The sequence below is a fragment of the Variovorax sp. OV329 genome, assembly GCF_900114785.1.
GTDB lineage: Bacteria > Pseudomonadota > Gammaproteobacteria > Burkholderiales > Burkholderiaceae_C > Variovorax.
This window is the reverse complement of sequence record NZ_FOUG01000009.1, coordinates 38,385-57,094: the sequence shown is the minus strand read 5'-3', so window position 1 is coordinate 57,094 and position 18,710 is coordinate 38,385. Positions and strand designations below refer to the sequence as shown.

The 18,710-nt window shown below is 70.5% G+C and carries 14 protein-coding genes; all 14 read left to right on the top strand.

Annotated elements, in window-relative coordinates; genetic code table 11:
- Positions 1-19: 19 nt before the first annotated feature.
- The 14 genes from BM345_RS16660 (at position 20) to BM345_RS16595 (ending at position 18,699) form a co-directional block, all read left to right on the top strand.
- Entirely contained in the window at positions 20-1,912 is a 1,893-nt protein-coding gene (locus BM345_RS16660) for a serine/threonine protein kinase (protein WP_093381445.1), read from the top strand.
- Positions 1,913-1,979: 67 nt separating this feature from the next.
- On the top strand, positions 1,980-3,650 hold the full coding sequence (locus tag BM345_RS16655) for a murein transglycosylase A (protein ID WP_093381251.1): 1,671 nt from the start codon (positions 1,980-1,982) through the stop codon (positions 3,648-3,650).
- Between the two features lie 24 nt (positions 3,651-3,674).
- Positions 3,675-4,442, top strand: a complete 768-nt coding sequence (locus BM345_RS16650) for a hypothetical protein (RefSeq protein WP_093381250.1) — start codon at positions 3,675-3,677, stop codon at positions 4,440-4,442.
- 17 nt (positions 4,443-4,459) lie between these two features.
- Complete coding sequence (locus BM345_RS16645; RefSeq protein ID WP_093381248.1) at positions 4,460-5,617, top strand: hypothetical protein; 1,158 nt, start codon at positions 4,460-4,462, stop codon at positions 5,615-5,617.
- Positions 5,618-5,633: 16 nt separating this feature from the next.
- Positions 5,634-7,613, top strand: a complete 1,980-nt coding sequence (locus BM345_RS16640; protein WP_093381247.1) for a caspase family protein — start codon at positions 5,634-5,636, stop codon at positions 7,611-7,613.
- A 36-nt stretch (positions 7,614-7,649) separates the two neighbouring features.
- The gene (locus BM345_RS16635; protein ID WP_093381245.1) at positions 7,650-8,207 is read left to right on the top strand and encodes a type VI secretion system tube protein Hcp; all 558 of its coding nucleotides are present in this window, start codon (positions 7,650-7,652) and stop codon (positions 8,205-8,207) included.
- 149 nt (positions 8,208-8,356) lie between these two features.
- Complete coding sequence (locus tag BM345_RS16630) at positions 8,357-8,941, top strand: flavin reductase family protein (RefSeq protein WP_093381244.1); 585 nt, start codon at positions 8,357-8,359, stop codon at positions 8,939-8,941.
- 127 nt (positions 8,942-9,068) lie between these two features.
- Complete coding sequence (locus BM345_RS16625; RefSeq protein ID WP_093381242.1) at positions 9,069-9,923, top strand: type VI secretion system accessory protein TagJ; 855 nt, start codon at positions 9,069-9,071, stop codon at positions 9,921-9,923.
- Entirely contained in the window at positions 9,916-10,422 is a 507-nt protein-coding gene (gene tssE, locus BM345_RS16620) for a type VI secretion system baseplate subunit TssE (protein WP_093381241.1), read from the top strand. The genes BM345_RS16625 and tssE overlap by 8 nt, the downstream gene beginning before the upstream one ends.
- Positions 10,423-10,435: 13 nt before the next feature.
- Positions 10,436-12,337, top strand: coding sequence for a type VI secretion system baseplate subunit TssF (tssF, locus tag BM345_RS16615; protein ID WP_093381240.1), 1,902 nt, complete (start codon positions 10,436-10,438; stop codon positions 12,335-12,337).
- 14 nt (positions 12,338-12,351) lie between these two features.
- The gene (gene tssG / locus BM345_RS16610; protein WP_093381443.1) at positions 12,352-13,449 is read left to right on the top strand and encodes a type VI secretion system baseplate subunit TssG; all 1,098 of its coding nucleotides are present in this window, start codon (positions 12,352-12,354) and stop codon (positions 13,447-13,449) included.
- Positions 13,446-16,172, top strand: a complete 2,727-nt coding sequence (gene tssH / locus BM345_RS16605; protein ID WP_093381238.1) for a type VI secretion system ATPase TssH — start codon at positions 13,446-13,448, stop codon at positions 16,170-16,172. The genes tssG and tssH overlap by 4 nt, the downstream gene beginning before the upstream one ends.
- 17 nt (positions 16,173-16,189) lie before the next feature.
- The gene (locus BM345_RS16600) at positions 16,190-17,365 is read left to right on the top strand and encodes a PI-PLC domain-containing protein (RefSeq protein ID WP_093381237.1); all 1,176 of its coding nucleotides are present in this window, start codon (positions 16,190-16,192) and stop codon (positions 17,363-17,365) included.
- Positions 17,362-18,699: a tetratricopeptide repeat protein gene (locus BM345_RS16595; RefSeq protein WP_093381236.1), complete on the top strand. Its 1,338-nt coding sequence runs from the start codon at positions 17,362-17,364 to the stop codon at positions 18,697-18,699. The genes BM345_RS16600 and BM345_RS16595 overlap by 4 nt, the downstream gene beginning before the upstream one ends.
- Positions 18,700-18,710 lie beyond the last annotated feature (11 nt).

The window sequence follows — 18,710 nt, the reverse complement described above, 5'->3', positions numbered from 1 at the left end:
GGCGCGCAGAGGTGTTGCGATGACGCCCGACGACGATCCGCTCGCGCCCACGCAGGTCATCGGCGGCGCCGCAGCGCAAGGCGATGACGCCACCGTCATCGCCTCGGGTGGCCCCAGCTCACGGCCCGGCGCGGGCGTCGAGCGCGAAAAGGCCGAGGCGGGCCTGCTGCCCCTGGGCAGCCGGCTGGCCGAGTTCGAGTTGACCCGCGTAGTGGGCCAGGGCGGCTTCGGCGTGGTCTACGAGGCCTGGGACACCGACCTGGAGCGCGTGGTGGCGGTGAAGGAATACCTGCCGGTATCGCTGTCCACCCGCGCTTTCGACGGAACCGTCGCGCCGCTGTCCGAGCGCACCCGCGAGACCTTCGAGCTGGGTCTGCGCAGCTTCATCAACGAGGCGCGTCTGCTGGCGCAGTTCGACCATCCCTCGCTGCTCAAGGTGCTGCGCTTCTGGCAGGAGAAGGGCACCGCCTACATGGCCATGCCTTTCTACCGCGGCCAGACGCTGCGCCAGGCGCTCGGCAGCAAGGGCGGCGCGGACGAAGCCTGGCTGATGGACATCCTCGACGGCGTGACGCAGGCGCTGGCGGTGATGCACGCCGCCAACTGCTACCACCGCGACATCGCGCCCGACAACATCATCCTGCTGGAAGACTCGGGCCGGCCGGTGCTGCTGGATTTCGGCGCGGCGCGCCGCGTGATCACCGACAAGACGCAGGCCATCACCGTCATCCTCAAGCCCGGCTATGCGCCGGTGGAGCAGTACGCCGAAATGCCCGACATGTCGCAGGGCGCCTGGACCGACGTGTATGCGCTGGCCGCGGTGATGCACGTGGCCATCACCGGCCGCCCACCACCGCCGTCGGTGGCGCGCCTGCTGAACGACAGCTATGTGCCACTGGCTGGCGACGCGCAACTGGCCGGGCGCTACAGCGCGCGGCTGCTGTCGGCGGTGGATGCCGGCCTGGGCGTGCGGCCGGATTCGCGGCCGCAGTCCATGGCCGAACTGCGTGCGCTGCTGGGGCTGGGCGATGCGGCCGCCGCGACCGCGCAGCGCACCGTGATGCGGGACGACGATCGCACGGTGATCCTGCCCGTCGCGGGGGGCGGCGCGAAGACTTCGGCAGGCCGCACGGTCGCGGGCAACAGTGGCCATGGTGGCAACGCTGGCAAGGGCCGCTCGCTGGCGCTGGCCGGTGTCGTGCTGCTGGCCCTGCTGGCGGGCGGAGGCTGGTGGTGGTCGAAGCAGGGCAAGAGCGACCTCGCGCCAGTGGCCAAGGTCGAGCCGGCACCTGCCGTGACAGCCGCACCGCCGGCCGCGGCATCGGCATCGGCCAGCACCGAGCCGGCCGCGAGCGCTGCCGTCACGCCCGCAGCGAACACCGGTGCGCCCACCCTCAAGCCCGTGACACCGCTCGAATCGCTGCAGGCACTGCAGCGCGGCGCCACGCCGGGCTTCAGCGTGAGCGGCACGCCGCGCAAGGCCGAGGTGCAGATCGGCAAGGACAGGCTGGCCTTCGACGTGCGCAGCAGCAAGGCGGGCTTCGTCTACGTGTTCCTGCTCTCGTCGGGCAACGAGATGTTCCTGCTCTTTCCCAACCTGCTGGACAAGCGCAACCGCATCAACGCCAACGAGACGCTGTCGCTGCCGCGCCCGGCCTGGCCCATGGACTCCGGCGGGCCGCCGGGCCGCAACGAGTTCGCGGTGCTGGTGAGCGAACACGAGCGCGACTTCGCCAGCACCGGCATGCAGAACGACGGCGTGTTCCCGCAGTTCCCGCTGCCGGCGCTGGCCGCGCTGGAGGCCGCGCGGGGCACCGGGCCCGCGCCATTGCTCGGGCGGCCGCAGTGCCCGCCCGACACCCCCTGCCAGGATGCCTATGGCGTCGGGCTATTCAGAATCGTCGAGAAGTGATCGTTTGCTTGCTGAGGCACCCCGCGCGCCCCGCACCGCCTGCTTGCCTCTCGCCCAGGAGCCAGTCATGAACACCAGCCGCAGAGATCACTTCCTCGAACCCGCGCTTGTGCTGGCCGCCGCCGCGGCGCTGGCGGGTTGTGCGGGGGCACCGCCTTCGCCCTCGTCTTCCTCTTCGTCGCGGCCGGTGGTGAGCACGGCGGGCGCCACGCCTTCGCCGGCGCCATCGGCGCCTGCGCCAGGTGCCGCGCCTGCAGCAGCCCCCATCCAGCTGGGCGGCAGCGCCCGCCCGGCCACCAACAGCAGCAGCAGCGCGGCACCCGCGCCGGGCAGCAGCGTCGCGGGACAGTCGCGCACGTTTTCCACGCAGCTGGCCACCTACACCTCGGTCGGCTTCGACTCGGTGCCCGGCTGGGTGCGCGACGATTTCTCCGAGACCTGGCCTGCCTTCCTGGGCAGTTGCAAGGTGCTCACCGGCCGCGGCAGCGAATGGAAGCAGGTCTGCGACCGCGCCCGCGGCGTGGACGCGAAGAGCAACCCCGCCATCCGCAACTTCTTCGAGACGGAGTTCTCGGCCTACCAGATCCGCGACGACGACCGCCGCGCCGAGGGCGTGGTCACCGGCTACTTCGAGCCCGAGATCCAGGGCAACCGCAACTACGCGCCGCCCTACATCTACCCGGTGTACGGCCAGCCGGAGGACATGCTCTTTCTCGACGCACGCAAGCTGCCGCCCGGCGGCGGCACGGTGGCCGCGCGCGTGCAGGGGCGGCAGGTGGTGCCGCAGGCGGGCCTGTCCACGCGCGACATGGGCGCGCCGGGCCTGTACGCGCTGGACACCTCCACGCTCACCCGCGACACGCTGGACCGCAAGATCCGCCTTCGCACCGAGGGCCGGCGCCTGCTGCCCTACTACACGCGCGAGGAGATCGAGACCCGCGGCGCGCCCAACGCCAAGGTGCTGGCCTTCGTGAGCAGCGCCACCGCGCTGTACGAGATGCAGATCCAGGGTTCGGGCCGCATCCGCCTGCCCAACGGCGAGGTGGTGCGCGTGGCCTATGCGGAGCAGAACGGCCAGCCTTTCCGCCCCACCATCGCGCAGAACAAGCAGGGCAAGCCCGAGACCTCGGTTCGCACGCGCGGCGGCGCCGTCGAGCTGGACCCGGACGATGCCTTCGACGACGACGATGCGCTGGACACGGGCGCCATCCGCGTGCGTGGCTTCACACTGGCCCGGCCCGAGAACAGCGGCGCGGTGGTGGTGCCCGGCCGCAAGCCGACGGGGGCCGTCACCGGCACCGGCATCAAGGACCCCAGCTACGTGTTCTTCAAGGAAGCGCCCTCGGATGCCGGCGGACCCGTGGGTGCCTTCGGCGTGCCGCTGCAGCCCGGCCGCTCGATCGCGGTCGACCCGCGCAGCACGCCGCTGGGCTACCCGGTGTACGTCTCCACCCGCCAGCCCGGCACCGGCACGCCGCTGCAGCGCCTGACAGTGGCACAGGACACGGGCGGCGCCATCCGCGGCGCGGTGCGGGCCGACTATTTCTTCGGCAACGGCCAGCAGGCCGCAACGCAGGCGCGGCGCATGAAGGAGCGCGGCCAGCTGTGGATCCTGCTGCCGCGCGGCCTGCCGGTGGCGGCGGCGCAGGCGAGCACCGTGCGGACGCGCGGCGCCGCAGTGGGCGCGGACCTGCCCAACTGCCTGGTCCCCGAAGAAGGTTCGTGCGTAGACGACTGAGGAAGAACGAAGGAGGAAGCGGACATGCAGGACACCCTGTCCTCCGGCGAAAGCACCGAACTCGTCGGCCTGTGGCGGCGTCGGCAGCAGCTTTCGCCCGACGAGATGGGACGCATGTACGCCATCGTGGGCGGCGCGCTGCGCAGCTGCAGCCCGCCCGAGCTCAAGGTGCTGGGCGAGAGCCGGCAGGAACTGGTGGCGCAGTTCATCTACGTGAAGGTGCTGCGGCTGGATGCGGACCCGGACGACAGCGACGACGGCGCGGGCCCGGCCACCGACGGCCACAGCGCACCGTCCACCGCCTTCGCGCTGTGCGCGTACTTCCGCCGCTACCTGATCGACTGCACGCGGGCCAGCAGCTTCAGGCGCAAGCTCTCCATCGGCGACCAGGTGAGCGAGGCGCAGCTGGACGCGCAACTGGGCAGCCAGGGGGCGCCCGACGACGACTGCCTGGCCGAGCACGGCCTGAGCGAATCCAGGGTGCAGGGGCTGGCGCGCGCCTTCATCGCCGGCCTGCCCGAGCCCGAGCGGCTGCTGCTGTGCGAAGGCTTCGGCAAGGAAGCGGCCGGGGGCCTGTCGGGCATCGCCTCGCGCCACGCCATCGCCTCCTACCACTACCGGGCCGGGCGGCTGGGCCTGGTGCACAAGCGCACCGGGCTGCCGGCCGACTACGCCAGGACCCTGCTGGGCGGGTGGATCCAGGGCACCCTGGGCATCGCCATCTCGCCCGACAACATGCCGGCGATCCTGCAGGTCTTCAAAATCCTCGGGGCTGAAGCGTCTTACGCCTGACAGCCTCAGGATTGCTTATGCCCATTGAACTATGGCCGCCGCTCAGCGTCATCCGCAGCCACCTCGAGCCGGGCGCGCAGCCGGGCGCGCCGGACCCCGCCGACGACGCGGCGAGCCGCCAGGGCATGCCGACGGCGCTGCCGGAAGGCGGCTCGCTCATCGACCTGCAGATGCCCCTGGCAGAACTCGCGCGCCGCCGCCAGGTGCTGGCGGCGCGCAACTTCAACGCCCGCTGGGAGCCGGGGCGCATCGTCAGCGTGCTGCACGAAGGCCGGTTGCTGGGCGTGCTGCTGGACAAGAAGCTGCCCGGCAGCGAGCGCTGGCAGGGCTTCATGGCCGCCAGCGAGGCCGACTGGGCCGGCGCGCACGACGTGCTGCTGGAGCCCACCGACGAGCCCTTCGAGCCGCTCTTCGGCCTGATCCAGGCCTGGAACCCCATCAGCCTGTCGCCGCTGCCCCAGCAGGTGGCGCGCGTGCAGGGCGAGGTCTCGGCCACCCGCATGGCGGCCATCCGCGCGGTGCACGACGAGCATGTGAATGGCACGCCGCTGCCCATCGATCCCGAGCCCGGCCACATCGCGCTGCGCAGCGTGGGCGGCGGGAATTTCTCCGTGCTGTCGGGCACGCCGCTGGGCCCGGACGATGTGCGCGCGCCCTACCAGCAGCTCTACCGCGATGCGGCGGCGCGCCTGAGCGCCAGCGTGCCGGCGACGCCGCCGGCCGCGCTCTGGGCGCCGCTGCCACCGGCCGCATCCTCCGCGGCCGTGCCGCGCGCGGACGATGGCGCGGCGCAGGGCGGCAGCCTGGGCGGGCGCCTGCGCCGCTGGTTCGGCGCCGATGCCTGGGCGCGGCCTGCGCTGGCCGTGCTGGCGCTGGTGGTCGTCGTGCAGAACGTGGCCCTGTGGGGCGGCCGCGATGCCGCGCAGTCCAGTGAGGACGAGGTGCGTTTCCGCGCCGTGCCGGTGGCGCCCGCCGGCGCCTCGGCGGACCTGGGCGTGGTCTGGAGGCCGGGGGTGACCGTGCAGGACTCCATCCGCCTGCTGCGCGCCATCGATGCCGACGTGGTCGCCGGGCCCGACGAGCGCGGCATCTGGTACCTGCGCGTGCCCGACGTGAAGGAAAGCACCACCGCGCTCTCGGCCTCTCCACTGGTGGCGGCGGTCGGGCCGCCGTAGCGGGAATCGATTGGCCATGCGTCGCGCACTGATCCTGCTGGTGCTGCTGCTCGTGCAAGGCGCGATGGCGCAGGCAGCGCAGCGCGCGCTGCTGGTGGGCGTGTCGGAACTGGCCAGCCAGCCCACTTCGCTGTGGCTGTCGGCGCCGCGCAACGACGTGATTCTGATGCGGCAGGTGCTGCAGCAGCACGGCTTCGCCAGCGACGAGATCACCGTGCTGGCCGACGGCGTGAGCGGCGCCGCGCTGCCCGATTCGCGCCAGATCCGCGATGCCTTGCAGCGCCTGCTCGCGCGCTCGCAGAGCGGCGACTTCGTGCTGCTCTACTTCTCCGGCCACGGCACGCGCGTGCGCGACGCCACCAAGCGCTATGCCGAGCCCGACGGCCTGGCCGAGAACTTCCTCGCGCGCGATGCGCGGCTCGCACCCGGCAACGCCATGCCGCTGGCCGGCGGCCTGCGCGACGTGGACTTCGACGGCTGGATCCGCGCCTTCATGGCGCGCGGCGTGTTCGTGTGGTCGGTGTTCGACACCTGCTCGGCCGCCTCGATGACGCGCGGCGTGCCGCGCAGCACCGCGGCCGAACCGGCGGACGACGAGGTGCGTTTTCGCGGCATCCAGGCCGACGAGCTGGCGCGTGGCGGCGCCGACGCGGCACCTGCGGTCGAGATCGCGCCACCACCCGAGCCGCCCGTGCCGCGCGCCCGCTACGTGGCCTTCTTCGCGTCGGAGAGCCACCAGGTCACGCCCGAGCTGCGCCTGCCGCGCAACGACCGCGCAGCGAAGCCGCAGGGCCTGCTGACCTGGGCCGTGGCCGAGTCGCTGGGCCGCAGGCCTGCAAGCTTTCGCGACCTGTTCAACCAGGTGGTGTCGCTGTATGCGCCGGTCATCTCTGAACTGGAGTCGCGCTTTCCGCAGCGCGAGCTGCCCTCGCCGGTGGCCGAGGGCAACCTCGACCTGCCGCTGTTCGCCGGCAACGGCGCGCCGCAGACCACGCGGCCGGCCTGGCCGGCGCGGCGCGCGGGCTCGCAGCTCACGCTGAGCGTGGGGCAGCTCGACGGCCTGGAACCCCAGCAGGAAGTGCGCGTGGTCGCCACCCTGGCCGACGGCACCCAGCGCGCCGGCACCACGCGCCTGGAGCAGGTGGAGCTGGCGAGCGCACGCACGGCGGTGCCCGCCGCGCTGGCCGAGCAGGACAGCGCCACCTTGTGGACCGTCACGCCGGTGGACGATCCGCCGTCGGTGGTGCTGCGCGTGCAGCCTGCGCCGGGCGCGAGCGTGCCGGCGGGGCTCAGCCTCGCGTACCCGGCGGCCATCCGCGTGCTGCGCGGCGGCGATGCGGATGTGCGCGTGCAGCAGCGCGGCGGCGGCGCCGCGGTGGAGATCCTGTCGCCCGAGCTCGCGGCATGGGTGAACGATGGCAGCAAGCCCTACCTGGCGCCGGATGCGCAGGCCTACAGGCAACAGCTCACGTCGCTGGCGCAACTCAAGTGGCTCGCGCGCCTGAACCAGCTCGCACAGGGCGGCCGGCTCGACGGCTTCGAGGCCACGCTGGAGACCTGGCAGGGCGAGCAGATGCTGCGCAGCGCGCCTGCCGCTACGCCACCGCCCGGCCCGATGGCGCCCGGCGAACGGCAGGTGCTGGTGGTGCGCAACGCAAGCGGCCAATCGCTGGACCTGGTGGTGGTCGGCGTGGAGGCCGGCGGCGCCATCCGGCAGGTCTATCCGCAGGCCTTGAGCGAGACCAACAGATTCGAGCGCGGCACCCGCGAGCAGCCGGCGCAGCAGCGCTTCGAACTGCCGTGGCTGGATGCACAGCGCGGCGGCCGCCTGCTGGTGCTGGCCGCGCCGGCCGCGCCCTTCAGTGCGCCGCGCCTCTTCGGTGCCGCGCCGCCGGAGGCATCGGTGGCCGAGCTGCGCGTGCGCGGCGCGCTGCAGCCCGAGCGGCAGCGGCAGGTGTTCAGCGCGCTGCTGGCCTGGCCCGCAGCGACGAGGTAGTCCTTTCCTATTTATCGAGTCGACGAGGAGAAGCCCATGAGCTGGAGACTGGATGGCACCCTGGACCCCGACGAGGCGCTGCGCCTGCTGGACCACATGTCGGGCGATTCCGCCAACGACTTCCTGATGCTGATCGAGAGCAAGGGCAACGCCGTGGAAGGCGAATCGAAGCGCGCCTTCGATGATGGAAAGCAGCGCATGCACATCGCCGGCTACTCCTACCTCGCGGGGGTGCAGACGCCGCCGGGCGCCAGCAAGGGCCAGGTGCGCCTGAGTTCGCTGATCGTGGTGCGCGAGTGCGATGCAGCCACGGCGTCCATCGCCAGCCTGCTGAAGAACCAGGAGAACGACCTGAAGGTGCAGCTGGCGGTCTTCAAGGCCAGCGGCGACAGCTCCAAGGAACAGCAGCCCACGCTGGAACTGCTGTTGGAAGGCGCGCGCATCACCACGCACTGCATGCTCACCGGCGGCAACCCCCGGCGGCCCTGCGAGATCATCTACTTCATGCCGCGCAAGCTGGAGCTGAAGTCGGCGCCGCAGCAGGAGAGCGGCTTGCGGGGGGCGGTGCGGACCTGCACGATGACGAATGCTTAGCGGCGCCGGCGAGCGGGAGCCATGCGGCATTGAATTCGGTAGCGTTTGATTGCCCTCGACTTGACGCGTGACTCTGCCTGCGCGCAACGACGTCCGTCGGCCATCCGGATACGCTGCGCCCTTTTGCCAGCCAGAGAAGGCCGAACAGCATGAGCCACTTCCAACCCGTCGCCCTCGAGCACGCCAGCCGCCTCATCAACCACGGCCCCACGGTGCTGGTCACCAGCCGCAGCAGGGACGGCACGCGCCGCAACATCATGGCGGCCGCCTGGTCCATGCCGGTGGAGTTCACGCCGCCGCGCATCGCCATCGTGATCGACAAGAAGACCTTCACGCGCGAGCTGCTCAAGGACAGCGGCAGCTTCGGCATCTGCATTCCCGGCGCAGCGCTGGCCAACCTGACGTATTCGGTGGGCAGCAGCACCGGCTTCGAAGACGACAAGTTCGCCCGACTGGGCATCAAGGCAGTGGCCGGGCCGGTGCTGGGCGTGCCGCTGCTCGAGGCCGGCTGCTCGGCCTGGCTCGAATGCCGCTGGATTCCCGAGGCGCACACCGAAGAGGCCTACGACACCTGCTTCGGCGAAGTGGTCGCCGCCGCGGCCGACGAGCGCATCTTCGTGCGCGGCCGCTGGTCCTTCCGCGACGACAACCGCGCGCTGCAGACGCTGCACCACCTCGGGGCCGGCAACTTCGTGTGCGGGGGCGAGGTGATCCACGCGCGCGCGCCGGGCTGAAGCGCAAGGGCGCAGCGCGCCCTTGCGACATACGCCGGTCGGTGGATGCGGCGTGCAGGCCGCGGCGATATGCTGCGCGGCGACTTGCAGCACACGGATGGGTGCTGCGCTCCCCGAAAGGCCTGCCATGACACGCTCCGCAGAACTGCTCCAGGCGGCCGACCCGGCCGGCGCGCTCAAGGCCCTCACCGACGAGATCAAGGCCAGGCCCGCGGACAGCAAGCTGCGTGTCTTCATGGCCCAGCTGCTGTGCGTGCTGGGCCAGTGGGAACGGGCGCTCAACCAGCTCACCGTGGCGGCAGAGCTCGATGCGCTGGCCATTCCGATGAAGCAGGTCTACGGCGAGGCGATCCGCTGCGAAGGCCTGCGCGCCGAGGTCTTCGCCGGCAAGCGCACGCCCATGATCTTCGGCCAGCCCGACCAGTGGCTGGCGCTGCTGCTCGAATCGATGCTGCGCCAGGGTGCCGGCGAGGACGCGATGGCCGAGGACCTGCGCGCCCGCGCCTTCGAGGCCGCGCCCGCCAGCCCCGGCAGCATCGACGGCAAGCCCTTCGAATGGCTGGCCGACGCCGACATGCGCATCGGCCCGGTGCTGGAGGCCTACGTCAACGGCCGCTACTACTGGGTGCCCTTCGAGCGCCTGGCGCAGGTGCGCTTCGAGGAGCCCGAGGACCTGCGCGACTGCGTGTGGCTGCCCGCGCACCTGCAATTCGAGAACGGCGGCGAGACCCTGGCCCTGGTGCCCACGCGCTACCCCGGCAGCGAGCAGTGCGAGGACGGCGCGCTGCGCCTGGCGCGCAGGACCGAATGGCGCGAGCTGCGTCCCCAGGTGTGGGCCGGCTGGGGCCAGCGCATGTGGAGCAGCAGCATCGACGAGGGCAGCGGCGAGCACGCGATGCTCGACGTCCGGCAGATCGACTTCGAACCAGCGCAGCAGGCGGATGCCACCGCCGCCGCCGGCAGCGAGGCCGCGGGTGGCTGAGCTCACCGCGCAGGAGCGCCTGCAGCCTTCGCTGCTGGACCGGCTCACCGACCTCGCGCCCACCGAGCAGCGCGAGAGCGACGACAAGCGCGTGCTGACGCGACAGGCGCTGCGCCAGGCGGTGCTGCGCGATCTTGCGTGGCTGTTCAACGCCACGGCGCTCGGGCCGGCCGTGCTCGACGAGCATCGCCATCCGCATGCAACGCGCTCGGTGCTCAACTACGGATTGCCTATGCTGTCCGGCCAGTTCACCTCCTCGGTGCAGCGTGTCAGCATGGAACAGGCTTTGAAGAATGCCATCGTGCAGTTCGAGCCGCGCATCCTGCCCCGCACCCTTGCAGTCGAACTCGTCATGGAAGGCTCGGCACTTGAATCGCACAACCGCATCGGCCTCACCATCCGCGGCATGCTGTGGGCGCAGCCGGTGCCTCTCGAATTCCTGATGCGCAGCCGGATCGACCTGGAAGAAGGCCGCATCGAGGTCGAAAGCCAGCCCTGAGGGCCACAGCCACATGGACCCGCGCCTGCTGAACCTCTACGAGCAGGAACTGCGCTACTTCCGCGAGAGCAGTGCGGAGTTCGCGCAGGCCTTCCCGAAGATCGCGCACCGCCTGGGCATCGATGGCCAGGAAGTGGCCGACCCGTATGTCGAGCGCCTGATCGAGGCCACTGCCTTCCTCTCGGCCCGCGTGGGCCTCAAGCTCGACGCCGAATACCCGCGCTTCACCGGCCACCTGCTGGACATCGTCTATCCGCAGTTCCTCGCGCCCACGCCGTCGATGGCGGTGGTGCAGATGGGCATCGACGCGGACGACGACAGCCTCGCCAACGGGCCCGCCATGCCGCGCGGCAGCGGCTTGCGGGCGCGGCAGGCGGTGGGGCAGAACACGCATTGCGAGTTCCGCACGTCTCGCGCGCTGCGGCTGTGGCCGCTGCAGGTGCGGCGCGCACAGTACTTCACCTACGCGCCGGACCTGCCGCTGAACCAGCATCCGAAATCGCGCGAGATCCGCGGCGGACTGCGCATCGCGCTGCATGCCAGCGCTGGCCTGAACTTCAGCCAGCTGGCGCTCGACGAACTGGTGTTTCACCTGGGTGGCGCGGAAGACGTGGCCTGGCAGCTCTACGAATGCCTGTTGGCCAAGCCCATCGGCGTGCTGGTGCAGCCGCTGGGTGCCAACGGCCAGCCCACCGCCGCCGGCGCCGGCGCGGTGAAGCACCTGCCCGCCACCAGCGTGCAGCCCGTGGGCTTCGAGGACGACGAGGCGCTGCTGCCCGTGACCGTCACCGGCTTCTCGGGCCACCGGCTGGTGCAGGAGTACTTCGCTTTCGAGCAGCGCTTCCAGTTCGTACGCATCACGGAGCTTCACAAGGTGCTGGCGAAGATGGCGGTGCCCGACGTGGAGATCGTGGTGCTGTTCTCGCGCGGCGAGGCTTCGCTGGAAAAGCTGGTGAGCGCGGACAACATCCAGCTGCACTGCGTGCCGGCCATCAACCTGTTCAGCAAGCGCCTGGACCGCGTGGCGGTGAACGAAGGCGTGAGCCAGTTCCACCTGCTGGCCGACCGCACCCGGCCGCAGGACTTCGAGGTGCACACCGTCACCGAGGTGGTCGGCCATGGCAGCCCGGGCGAGAGCGACGTGTCGGAGCAAAGCTTCCTGCCCTTCTACGCCGCCTTCCACGGCAGCCGCCACGCGCACCCGGCCTACTACACCACCAGCCGCGAGCCGCGCATGCTCTCGCAGCGGCAGAAGAGCGACGGGCATCGCAGCAGCCACATCGGCTCGGAGCTGTACATGCAGATCGTGGACCCGAAGGAGGCACCGTACTCCGGCTCGCTGCGCCAATTGGCGGTGACGGCGCTGGTCACCAACCGCGACCTGCCCCTGCTGATGCCGGCGGGCCGCGACAACGACTTCGACTGTGTCGACTCGGCGCCGGTGCAGAAGGTGCGCATGGTGCGCGGCCCTTCGCGGCCGGTCTCGCCGGTGGTGAGCCAGGGCCTGGGCTGGCGGGTGGTGGACCACCTGGCGCTCAACTACCTGTCGCTGGCCGACGGCACGCCGCAGCAGGGCGCGGCCGCCCTGCGCGAGATGTTGATGCTCTATGCAGTGCACGGCGACGAGGTGCGGCAGTCGCAGGTGCGCGGGCTTTTGTCGGTGCGCAGCAAGCCGGTGGCGCGGCGCCTGCCGCTGCCCGGGCCGATCGCCTTCGGCCGCGGGCTGGAAGTGACGCTGGACGTGGAGCGCACGGCCTTCCACGGCCACAGCGCCTTTCTCTTCGGCTCGGTGCTGGCACGCTTCCTGTCGCGCCATGTGGAGGTGAACCACTTCGTCGAGACCGTGCTCACCATGGCCGGCCGCGGCGAAGTCATGCGCTGGAGGCCGCTGTGCGGGACACGCCCGATCCTGTAGCGGTGGATCACGCCATGCAGGCTGGCGGCGCGCGCGGCCGCGTGGCGGCGTACCTGCACGAGCGGGCCGACTCGCCTTGGGCCTTCGACTACTTCGCGCTGATGCGCCGGCTCGAAGCCATGGCGCAGCCCGCGCCGCGGTGGGGCCATGCGCTGCTGCCCGGCGCCGAGCCGCTGCGCATCGGTCAGGAGCCCTCGCTTTCGTTCGCGCCCGCCAGCCTGGCGCGATTCGAGGCGGCCGATGCGCATGGGCCGGCGCGCATCCGCCAGCCCTTCTTCGGCTACCTCGGGCCCAATGGCCCGCTGCCCATCCACCTGTCGGACTACATCCGCGAGCGCAGCATCAACCATGGCGACCCGACCTGGCTCGCCTTTCTCGACACCTTCTCGCACCGCTTCTCGCTCTACTTCTACCGGGCCTGGGCGCAGGCGCAGCCCACGGTGGGGCTGGACCGGCCGCTAGACGACGGCTTCCGCCGCCGCATCGGCGCGCTGGTGGGCATGGCCACGCCGGCGCGGCAGCAGCGCGACGAGATCCCGGACGACGCGCGCCTCTACTTCTCCGGCTGGCTGTCGCGCAGCGTGCGCAACGGCGAAGGTGTGGAGAAAGTGCTGACGCGCTACTTCGGCGTGCCCTTCCTGCTGGAGCCCTGGGTGGGCCACTGGATGAAGCTGCCTGATGCGGAGTTGAGCCGGCTGGGCCGCGGCAGCGCATCGCGCATGCTGGGCGGCGGCGCCATGCTGGGCCGCCGCGCCTGGGACCGGCAGCACCGCGTGCGGCTGCACGCCGGGCCGCTGACCATGGCGCAGTACCAGGCCTTCCTGCCCATCGGCGCGGCGCGGCCGGAGCTCTCGCGCTGGATGCAGCAACTGCTCGGCGACGAGCTGCATTGGGATGCGCAACTGATCCTGGAAAAACAAGACGTGCCGCCCACCCGGTTGGGCGGGCATCGCGGCAACGGGCCGCGCCTCGGCTGGGTCTCCTGGCTCGGCACACGGCCTCGGCAGCGCGATGCGGCCGACGTGCGCATCGATGGCGACGCGCCGCTTCCCACCTCTTCACATTCAATCGCGGCGGACGGGATGGCCGCCCATCAGGGAGTCGCACCATGAGTGAAATCAGCCGCACCGCCCTGTTCGGCAAGCTCAATCCGCTGGCCTACAAGGCCATCGAAGGCGCCACCGTGTTCTGCAAGATGCGGGGCAATCCTTACGTGGAGCTGGAGCACTGGTTCGCCCAGCTGCTGCAGTCGCCCGACAGCGACCTGCACCGCGTCATCCAGCACTACGGACTGGACATCTCCGTGATCGCCAAGGACATGACGGCCGCGCTGGACCGCCTGCCGCGCGGCGCCACCGCCATCAGCGACTTCTCGCCGCACATCGAGAACGCCGTCGAACGTGCGTGGACCTACGCCACGCTGCAGTTCGGCGAGGCGCAGGTGCGCACCGGCTACCTGCTGGTGGGCATGCTGAAGACGCCCTCGCTGCGCAACCCGCTCATGGGCCTCTCCAAGCAGTTCGAGAAGGTCAAGGTGGAAGACCTGGCGGACAACTTCGCGAAGATCTGCGATGTGTCGCCCGAAGGAAAGATGCGCGCCCAGGACGGCACCGGCATGGGAAGCGGAGCGCCCGGCGAAGACACGGGCGCCATCGCGCCGGCCGCCATGGGCAAGGGCGATGCGCTCAAGAAGTTTGCTGTCGACCTCACGGAGAAGGCGAAGAAGGGGGAGATGGATCCGGTGACCGGGCGGGACGAGGAAATCCGCCAGATCGTCGACATCCTGATGCGGCGCCGCCAGAACAACCCGCTTTTGACGGGTGAGGCGGGCGTCGGCAAGACCGCGGTGGTGGAAGGTTTCGCGCAGCGCCTGGCGCGCGGCGACGTGCCACCGCAATTGAAGGACGTGAAGCTGCTCACGCTGGACATCGGCCTCTTGCAGGCCGGTGCCAGCATGAAGGGCGAGTTCGAGCAGCGCCTGCGCCAGGTCATCGACGAGGTGCAGGCCTCGCCCACGCCCATCATCCTGTTCATCGACGAGATCCACACGCTGGTGGGCGCGGGCGGCGCGGCCGGCACCGGCGACGCGGCCAACCTGCTGAAGCCCGCCCTGGCGCGCGGCAACCTGCGCACCATCGGCGCCACCACCTGGGCCGAGTACAAGAAGTACATCGAGAAGGACCCGGCGCTGACGCGGCGCTTCCAGGTGGTGCAGGTGCCCGAGCCCGACGAGGTGAAGGCCATCCTGATGCTGCGCGGCGTGGCCAGCGTGCTGGAGAAGCACCACCGCGTGCAACTGCTCGACGAGGCCATCGAGGCCGCGGTGAAGCTGAGCCACCGCTACATTCCCGCGCGGCAGTTGCCCGACAAGGCCGTGAGCCTGCTGGACACCGCCTGCGCCCGCGTGGCCGTCAGCCAGCACGCGATGCCGCCCGAGGTGGAAGACTGCACCCGCCGCATCGAGGCGCTGACGGTCGAGAGCGAGATCATCGGCCGCGAGGAAGCCATCGGAATCGACGTGGGCAAGCGCTCCGCGCAGGTGCAGTCCGCGCTGGGCGAGGCGCAGGCCGAGCTGGAAAAACTGAATGCGAGGTGGAAGGAGGAGAAGGGTCTGGTCGACCGCCTGCTGGAACTGCGCGGCAAGCTGCGTGACGGCAACAAGCCGGTGGACGCGCCGGCAGCGGCGGCGTCTGCGGCGGCGGCCGCAGAGGGTGGTGACCTGGTCAGCAACGGCGCCGTTGCGCCCGACCGTGCCGCGATGCTGGCCGAGTTGAACGAACTGCAGGGAAAGATCAGCGCGGTGCAGGGCGAGTCGCCCTTGATCCTCCCTTCGGTGGACGCGCAGGCCGTGTCTTCGGTGGTGGCGGACTGGACCGGCATCCCCGTGGGCCGCATGCAGCGCAACGAGATCGAGACGGTGCTGAACCTGCCGAAGCTGCTGGCCCAGCGCGTGATCGGCCAGGACCATGCGATGGAGATGATCGCCAAGCGCATCCAGACCTCGCGCGCCGGGCTGGACAACCCGCAGAAACCCATCGGCGTGTTCATGCTGGCCGGCACCTCGGGCGTGGGCAAGACCGAGACCGCCATCGCGCTGGCCGAGGCGCTGTACGGCGGCGAGCAGAACATGATCGTCATCAACATGAGCGAATACCAGGAGGCGCACACCGTCTCCTCGCTCAAGGGCGCGCCGCCGGGCTACGTGGGCTACGGCGAGGGCGGGGTGCTGACCGAGGCGGTGCGGCGCCGGCCCTACAGCGTGGTGCTGCTCGACGAGGTGGAGAAGGCGCACCCCGACGTGCACGAGCTCTTCTTCCAGGTCTTCGACAAGGGATTCATGGAAGACGGCGAGGGACGCAGCATCGACTTCAAGAACACGCTGATCCTCTTGACCACCAACGCCGGCACCGACCTGATCGCCAGCATGTGCAAGGACCCGGAGCTGATGCCCGAGCCCGAGGGCATGGCCAAGGCGCTGCGCGAGCCGCTGCTCAAGATCTTCCCGCCGGCGCTGCTGGGGCGGCTGGTGACCATTCCCTACTACCCGCTGAGCGACGTGATGCTGGGGCAGATCGTGAAGCTGCAGCTGGGCCGCATCAAGAAGCGGGTGGAGTCGCGCTACCAGATCCCCTTCGAGTACGGCGACGACGTGGTCAAGCTGGTCGTGAGCCGCTGCACCGAGAGCGAATCGGGCGGGCGGATGATCGACGCCATCCTCACGAACACAATGCTGCCCGACATCAGCCGCGAGTTCCTCAACCGGATGATGGAAGGCAAGCCGATCGAGCGGGTGCGCGTGGGCGTGGGCGAGAACGACTTCAGCTACGAGTTCTGAACAAGAAGGCCCGCGCGATGCCCATCAAGTACTCGGACCTGGGAAGCGACCGGCAGCTCAACGAGATCGTCATGGCGGGCAGCCACGACGCGGCCATCACCAGCGGCCCGGCCAACGCGCAGACCCAGTCGCTGGACATCCTGGGGCAGGCGCGCGCGGGGGTGCGCTTCTTCGACGTCCGGGTGGCGGCGCAGACCGTGCCCGGTGGTGCCTCCGGTGCGAAGGAGGCGCAGCTGCGCGCCTTCCATGCGCCGGGCCTGAACACCGACACCAAGACGCGCCAGCTCAAGGACCTGGGCCAGACCGTGGCGCTGGAGCGCAGCAAGCTCAAGGGCGAAGGCATGGGCGCGGCCTGGGGCATGGGCCTCACGAAGATCCTGGAGGACGCGAAGAAGTTCGTGGAGAGTGCGGAGTTCGCCGGCGAATTCCTCATCCTCAAGTTCGACAAGTGCACCAACTGGGGCCTGATCGCCGACACCTGCCGCAGTGTGCTGGGCAAGAAGATCTACGGCGGCGGGGGCAACCTCAACACCAAGGCGCTGTCGGACCTGGCCGGCACGGTGGTCGTGGGCTTCATGACCGGCGGCTACAGCGAGCTGAAGCAACCGGCCCAGCGCGTGGGCATCACCCACATCAAGAACCTGTACAAGCCGCCTGCCGGCTACGACGGCAGCTTCGACGGGCTGCAGTACTGGGGGGCCGGCGGCACCGCGCTCAACAACTCGGGCTTCGATTCCAAGATCCAGGAGAACATCGCCACGCAGAAGGGCATCCTGAAGAAGGCGGCCCTGGGCATCGCGGACAAGAAGACGCGCTTTCGCAGGAAGGTGAAGACGCCGGGCTGCTCGGCGGCCGACCCCAATGCCGTGGGAATGATGTACTGGACCACCACCGGCGTGTTCAAGAACATCAAGGACCGCAACGACCAGATGTGGGAGAAGCAGAACCTGGGCGGCATGGACACGATCTGGCGCGCCGGCTTCCAGGACTACATCGACAACGCGCTGCCGGCCAACGTCGACGCCTGCGCCTTTTCCTCGGGCGGGATGCTCAAGCTCTTCATGCCCAACATCGTGATGATCGACTTCGCCGATCCGGACAAGTGCGAGCACATCTACGGCCTGAACGTGATCGCCGCGGCGGAACTGGTCAAGATCTGCCAGAAGCTCGACCTGGTCGGAGCCGCCCGATGAGCGCAACCGCCGAAGTCAGCTACGAGGAAGCCATGGCCCTGGCCATGAAGCTGCACCGCGAGGGCCGGCTGGAGGCGGCCGCCAAGCTCTACGACACGCTGCGGCGCATGGACCCGAAGGACCCGAACCCGGTGCACTTCCTGGGCGTGCTGCAACAGTCGCGCGGCCGCACCGAGGACGGGCTGGCGTTGATGCGCGAGTCCGTCGCCATGGACCCCGAGGTGCCCGACTGGCACAGCAACCTGGGCAACGTGCTGCTGGAGGCCGGCCGCGTGGAAGAGGCGGCCGATGCCTACGAGGAGGCCACCCGCCTCGCGCCCGAACGCGCCGACATCCAGAACAACCTGGGTGTGCTGCGGCGCGAGCAGAAGCGCTTCGCGGATTCCGAAGCAGCCTATCGCCGCGCCATCGCGCTGGACCCGGAGTTCGTCGACGCCCACACCAACCTGGGCAACCTGCTGCACGCCACCAGCCGCGACGAGGCGGCCATGGTCAGCTACTGCGAGGCGCTGGCGCTCAAGCCCGCCAACGTGCGCGCCCGCCAGGCGCTGGGCATGGCCTACTACACGCTGGGGCGCTTCGAGGAGGCGTCGCGCGTCTACGCCGAGTGGCTGCGCGACGAGCCCGACAGCCCCGAGGCCCGCCACCACCTGGCCGCCTGCTCCGGCGACGACGTGCCCGGCCGCGCGCCGGACGACTACGTGGAGAAGGTCTTCGACGGCTTCGCCAACAGCTTCGATGCCAAGCTGGCCCACCTGCACTACCGGGCGCCGGAACTGGTCGCGCAACTGGTCGACGAACTGCTGGGCGAGGCGAGGGCCGACCGCGTGGTGCTCGATGCCGGCTGCGGCACCGGCCTGTGCGGCCCGCTGCTCAAGCCCCATGCGCGCCAGCTGATCGGCGTGGACCTGTCGGCAGGCATGCTGGCCAAGGCCGAGCCGCGGCAGGTCTACGACGGCCTGGCCAAGGCCGAGCTCACCGCCTTCATCGAGGGCGAGCCGGCCGGTCGCTACGACCTGATCGTCTCGGCCGACACGCTGTGCTACTTCGGTGACCTGGCCGCTGTGACGCGGGCCAGCGCGCGGGCGCTGGCGCCGGGCGGCTGGCTGGTCTTCACCGTGGAAGGCCTGGCGGAGGATTCGGCCGAGGACTTCCACCTGAACCCCCACGGCCGCTACACCCACGCCGAGCCCTACCTGCGGCGCGTGCTTGCGCAGGCGGGCCTGGCGCTGCGCAGCCTGGAGCCCGCGCACCTGCGCACCGAGGGCGGCAAGCCGGTCGGCGGCTTCCTGGTGGCGGCGGGCTGCGAACCGGCGGCGGCTCGTTCGTCCTGAAGAACACAGCA

What these genes read in the sequence shown, in the direction of transcription:
- tssF (WP_093381240.1), top strand. Translation starts at nt 10,436, where the DNA reads ATGGACCCGCGCCTGCTGAACCTCTACGAGCAGGAACTGCGCTACTTC.
- tssG (WP_093381443.1), top strand. Translation starts at nt 12,352, where the DNA reads ATGCAGGCTGGCGGCGCGCGCGGCCGCGTGGCGGCGTACCTGCACGAG.
- BM345_RS16635 (WP_093381245.1), top strand. Translation starts at nt 7,650, where the DNA reads ATGAGCTGGAGACTGGATGGCACCCTGGACCCCGACGAGGCGCTGCGC.
- BM345_RS16645 (WP_093381248.1), top strand. Translation starts at nt 4,460, where the DNA reads ATGCCCATTGAACTATGGCCGCCGCTCAGCGTCATCCGCAGCCACCTC.
- BM345_RS16660 (WP_093381445.1), top strand. Translation starts at nt 20, where the DNA reads ATGACGCCCGACGACGATCCGCTCGCGCCCACGCAGGTCATCGGCGGC.
- BM345_RS16595 (WP_093381236.1), top strand. Translation starts at nt 17,362, where the DNA reads ATGAGCGCAACCGCCGAAGTCAGCTACGAGGAAGCCATGGCCCTGGCC.
- BM345_RS16640 (WP_093381247.1), top strand. Translation starts at nt 5,634, where the DNA reads ATGCGTCGCGCACTGATCCTGCTGGTGCTGCTGCTCGTGCAAGGCGCG.
- BM345_RS16625 (WP_093381242.1), top strand. Translation starts at nt 9,069, where the DNA reads ATGACACGCTCCGCAGAACTGCTCCAGGCGGCCGACCCGGCCGGCGCG.
- BM345_RS16650 (WP_093381250.1), top strand. Translation starts at nt 3,675, where the DNA reads ATGCAGGACACCCTGTCCTCCGGCGAAAGCACCGAACTCGTCGGCCTG.
- BM345_RS16600 (WP_093381237.1), top strand. Translation starts at nt 16,190, where the DNA reads ATGCCCATCAAGTACTCGGACCTGGGAAGCGACCGGCAGCTCAACGAG.
- BM345_RS16655 (WP_093381251.1), top strand. Translation starts at nt 1,980, where the DNA reads ATGAACACCAGCCGCAGAGATCACTTCCTCGAACCCGCGCTTGTGCTG.
- tssH (WP_093381238.1), top strand. Translation starts at nt 13,446, where the DNA reads ATGAGTGAAATCAGCCGCACCGCCCTGTTCGGCAAGCTCAATCCGCTG.
- BM345_RS16630 (WP_093381244.1), top strand. Translation starts at nt 8,357, where the DNA reads ATGAGCCACTTCCAACCCGTCGCCCTCGAGCACGCCAGCCGCCTCATC.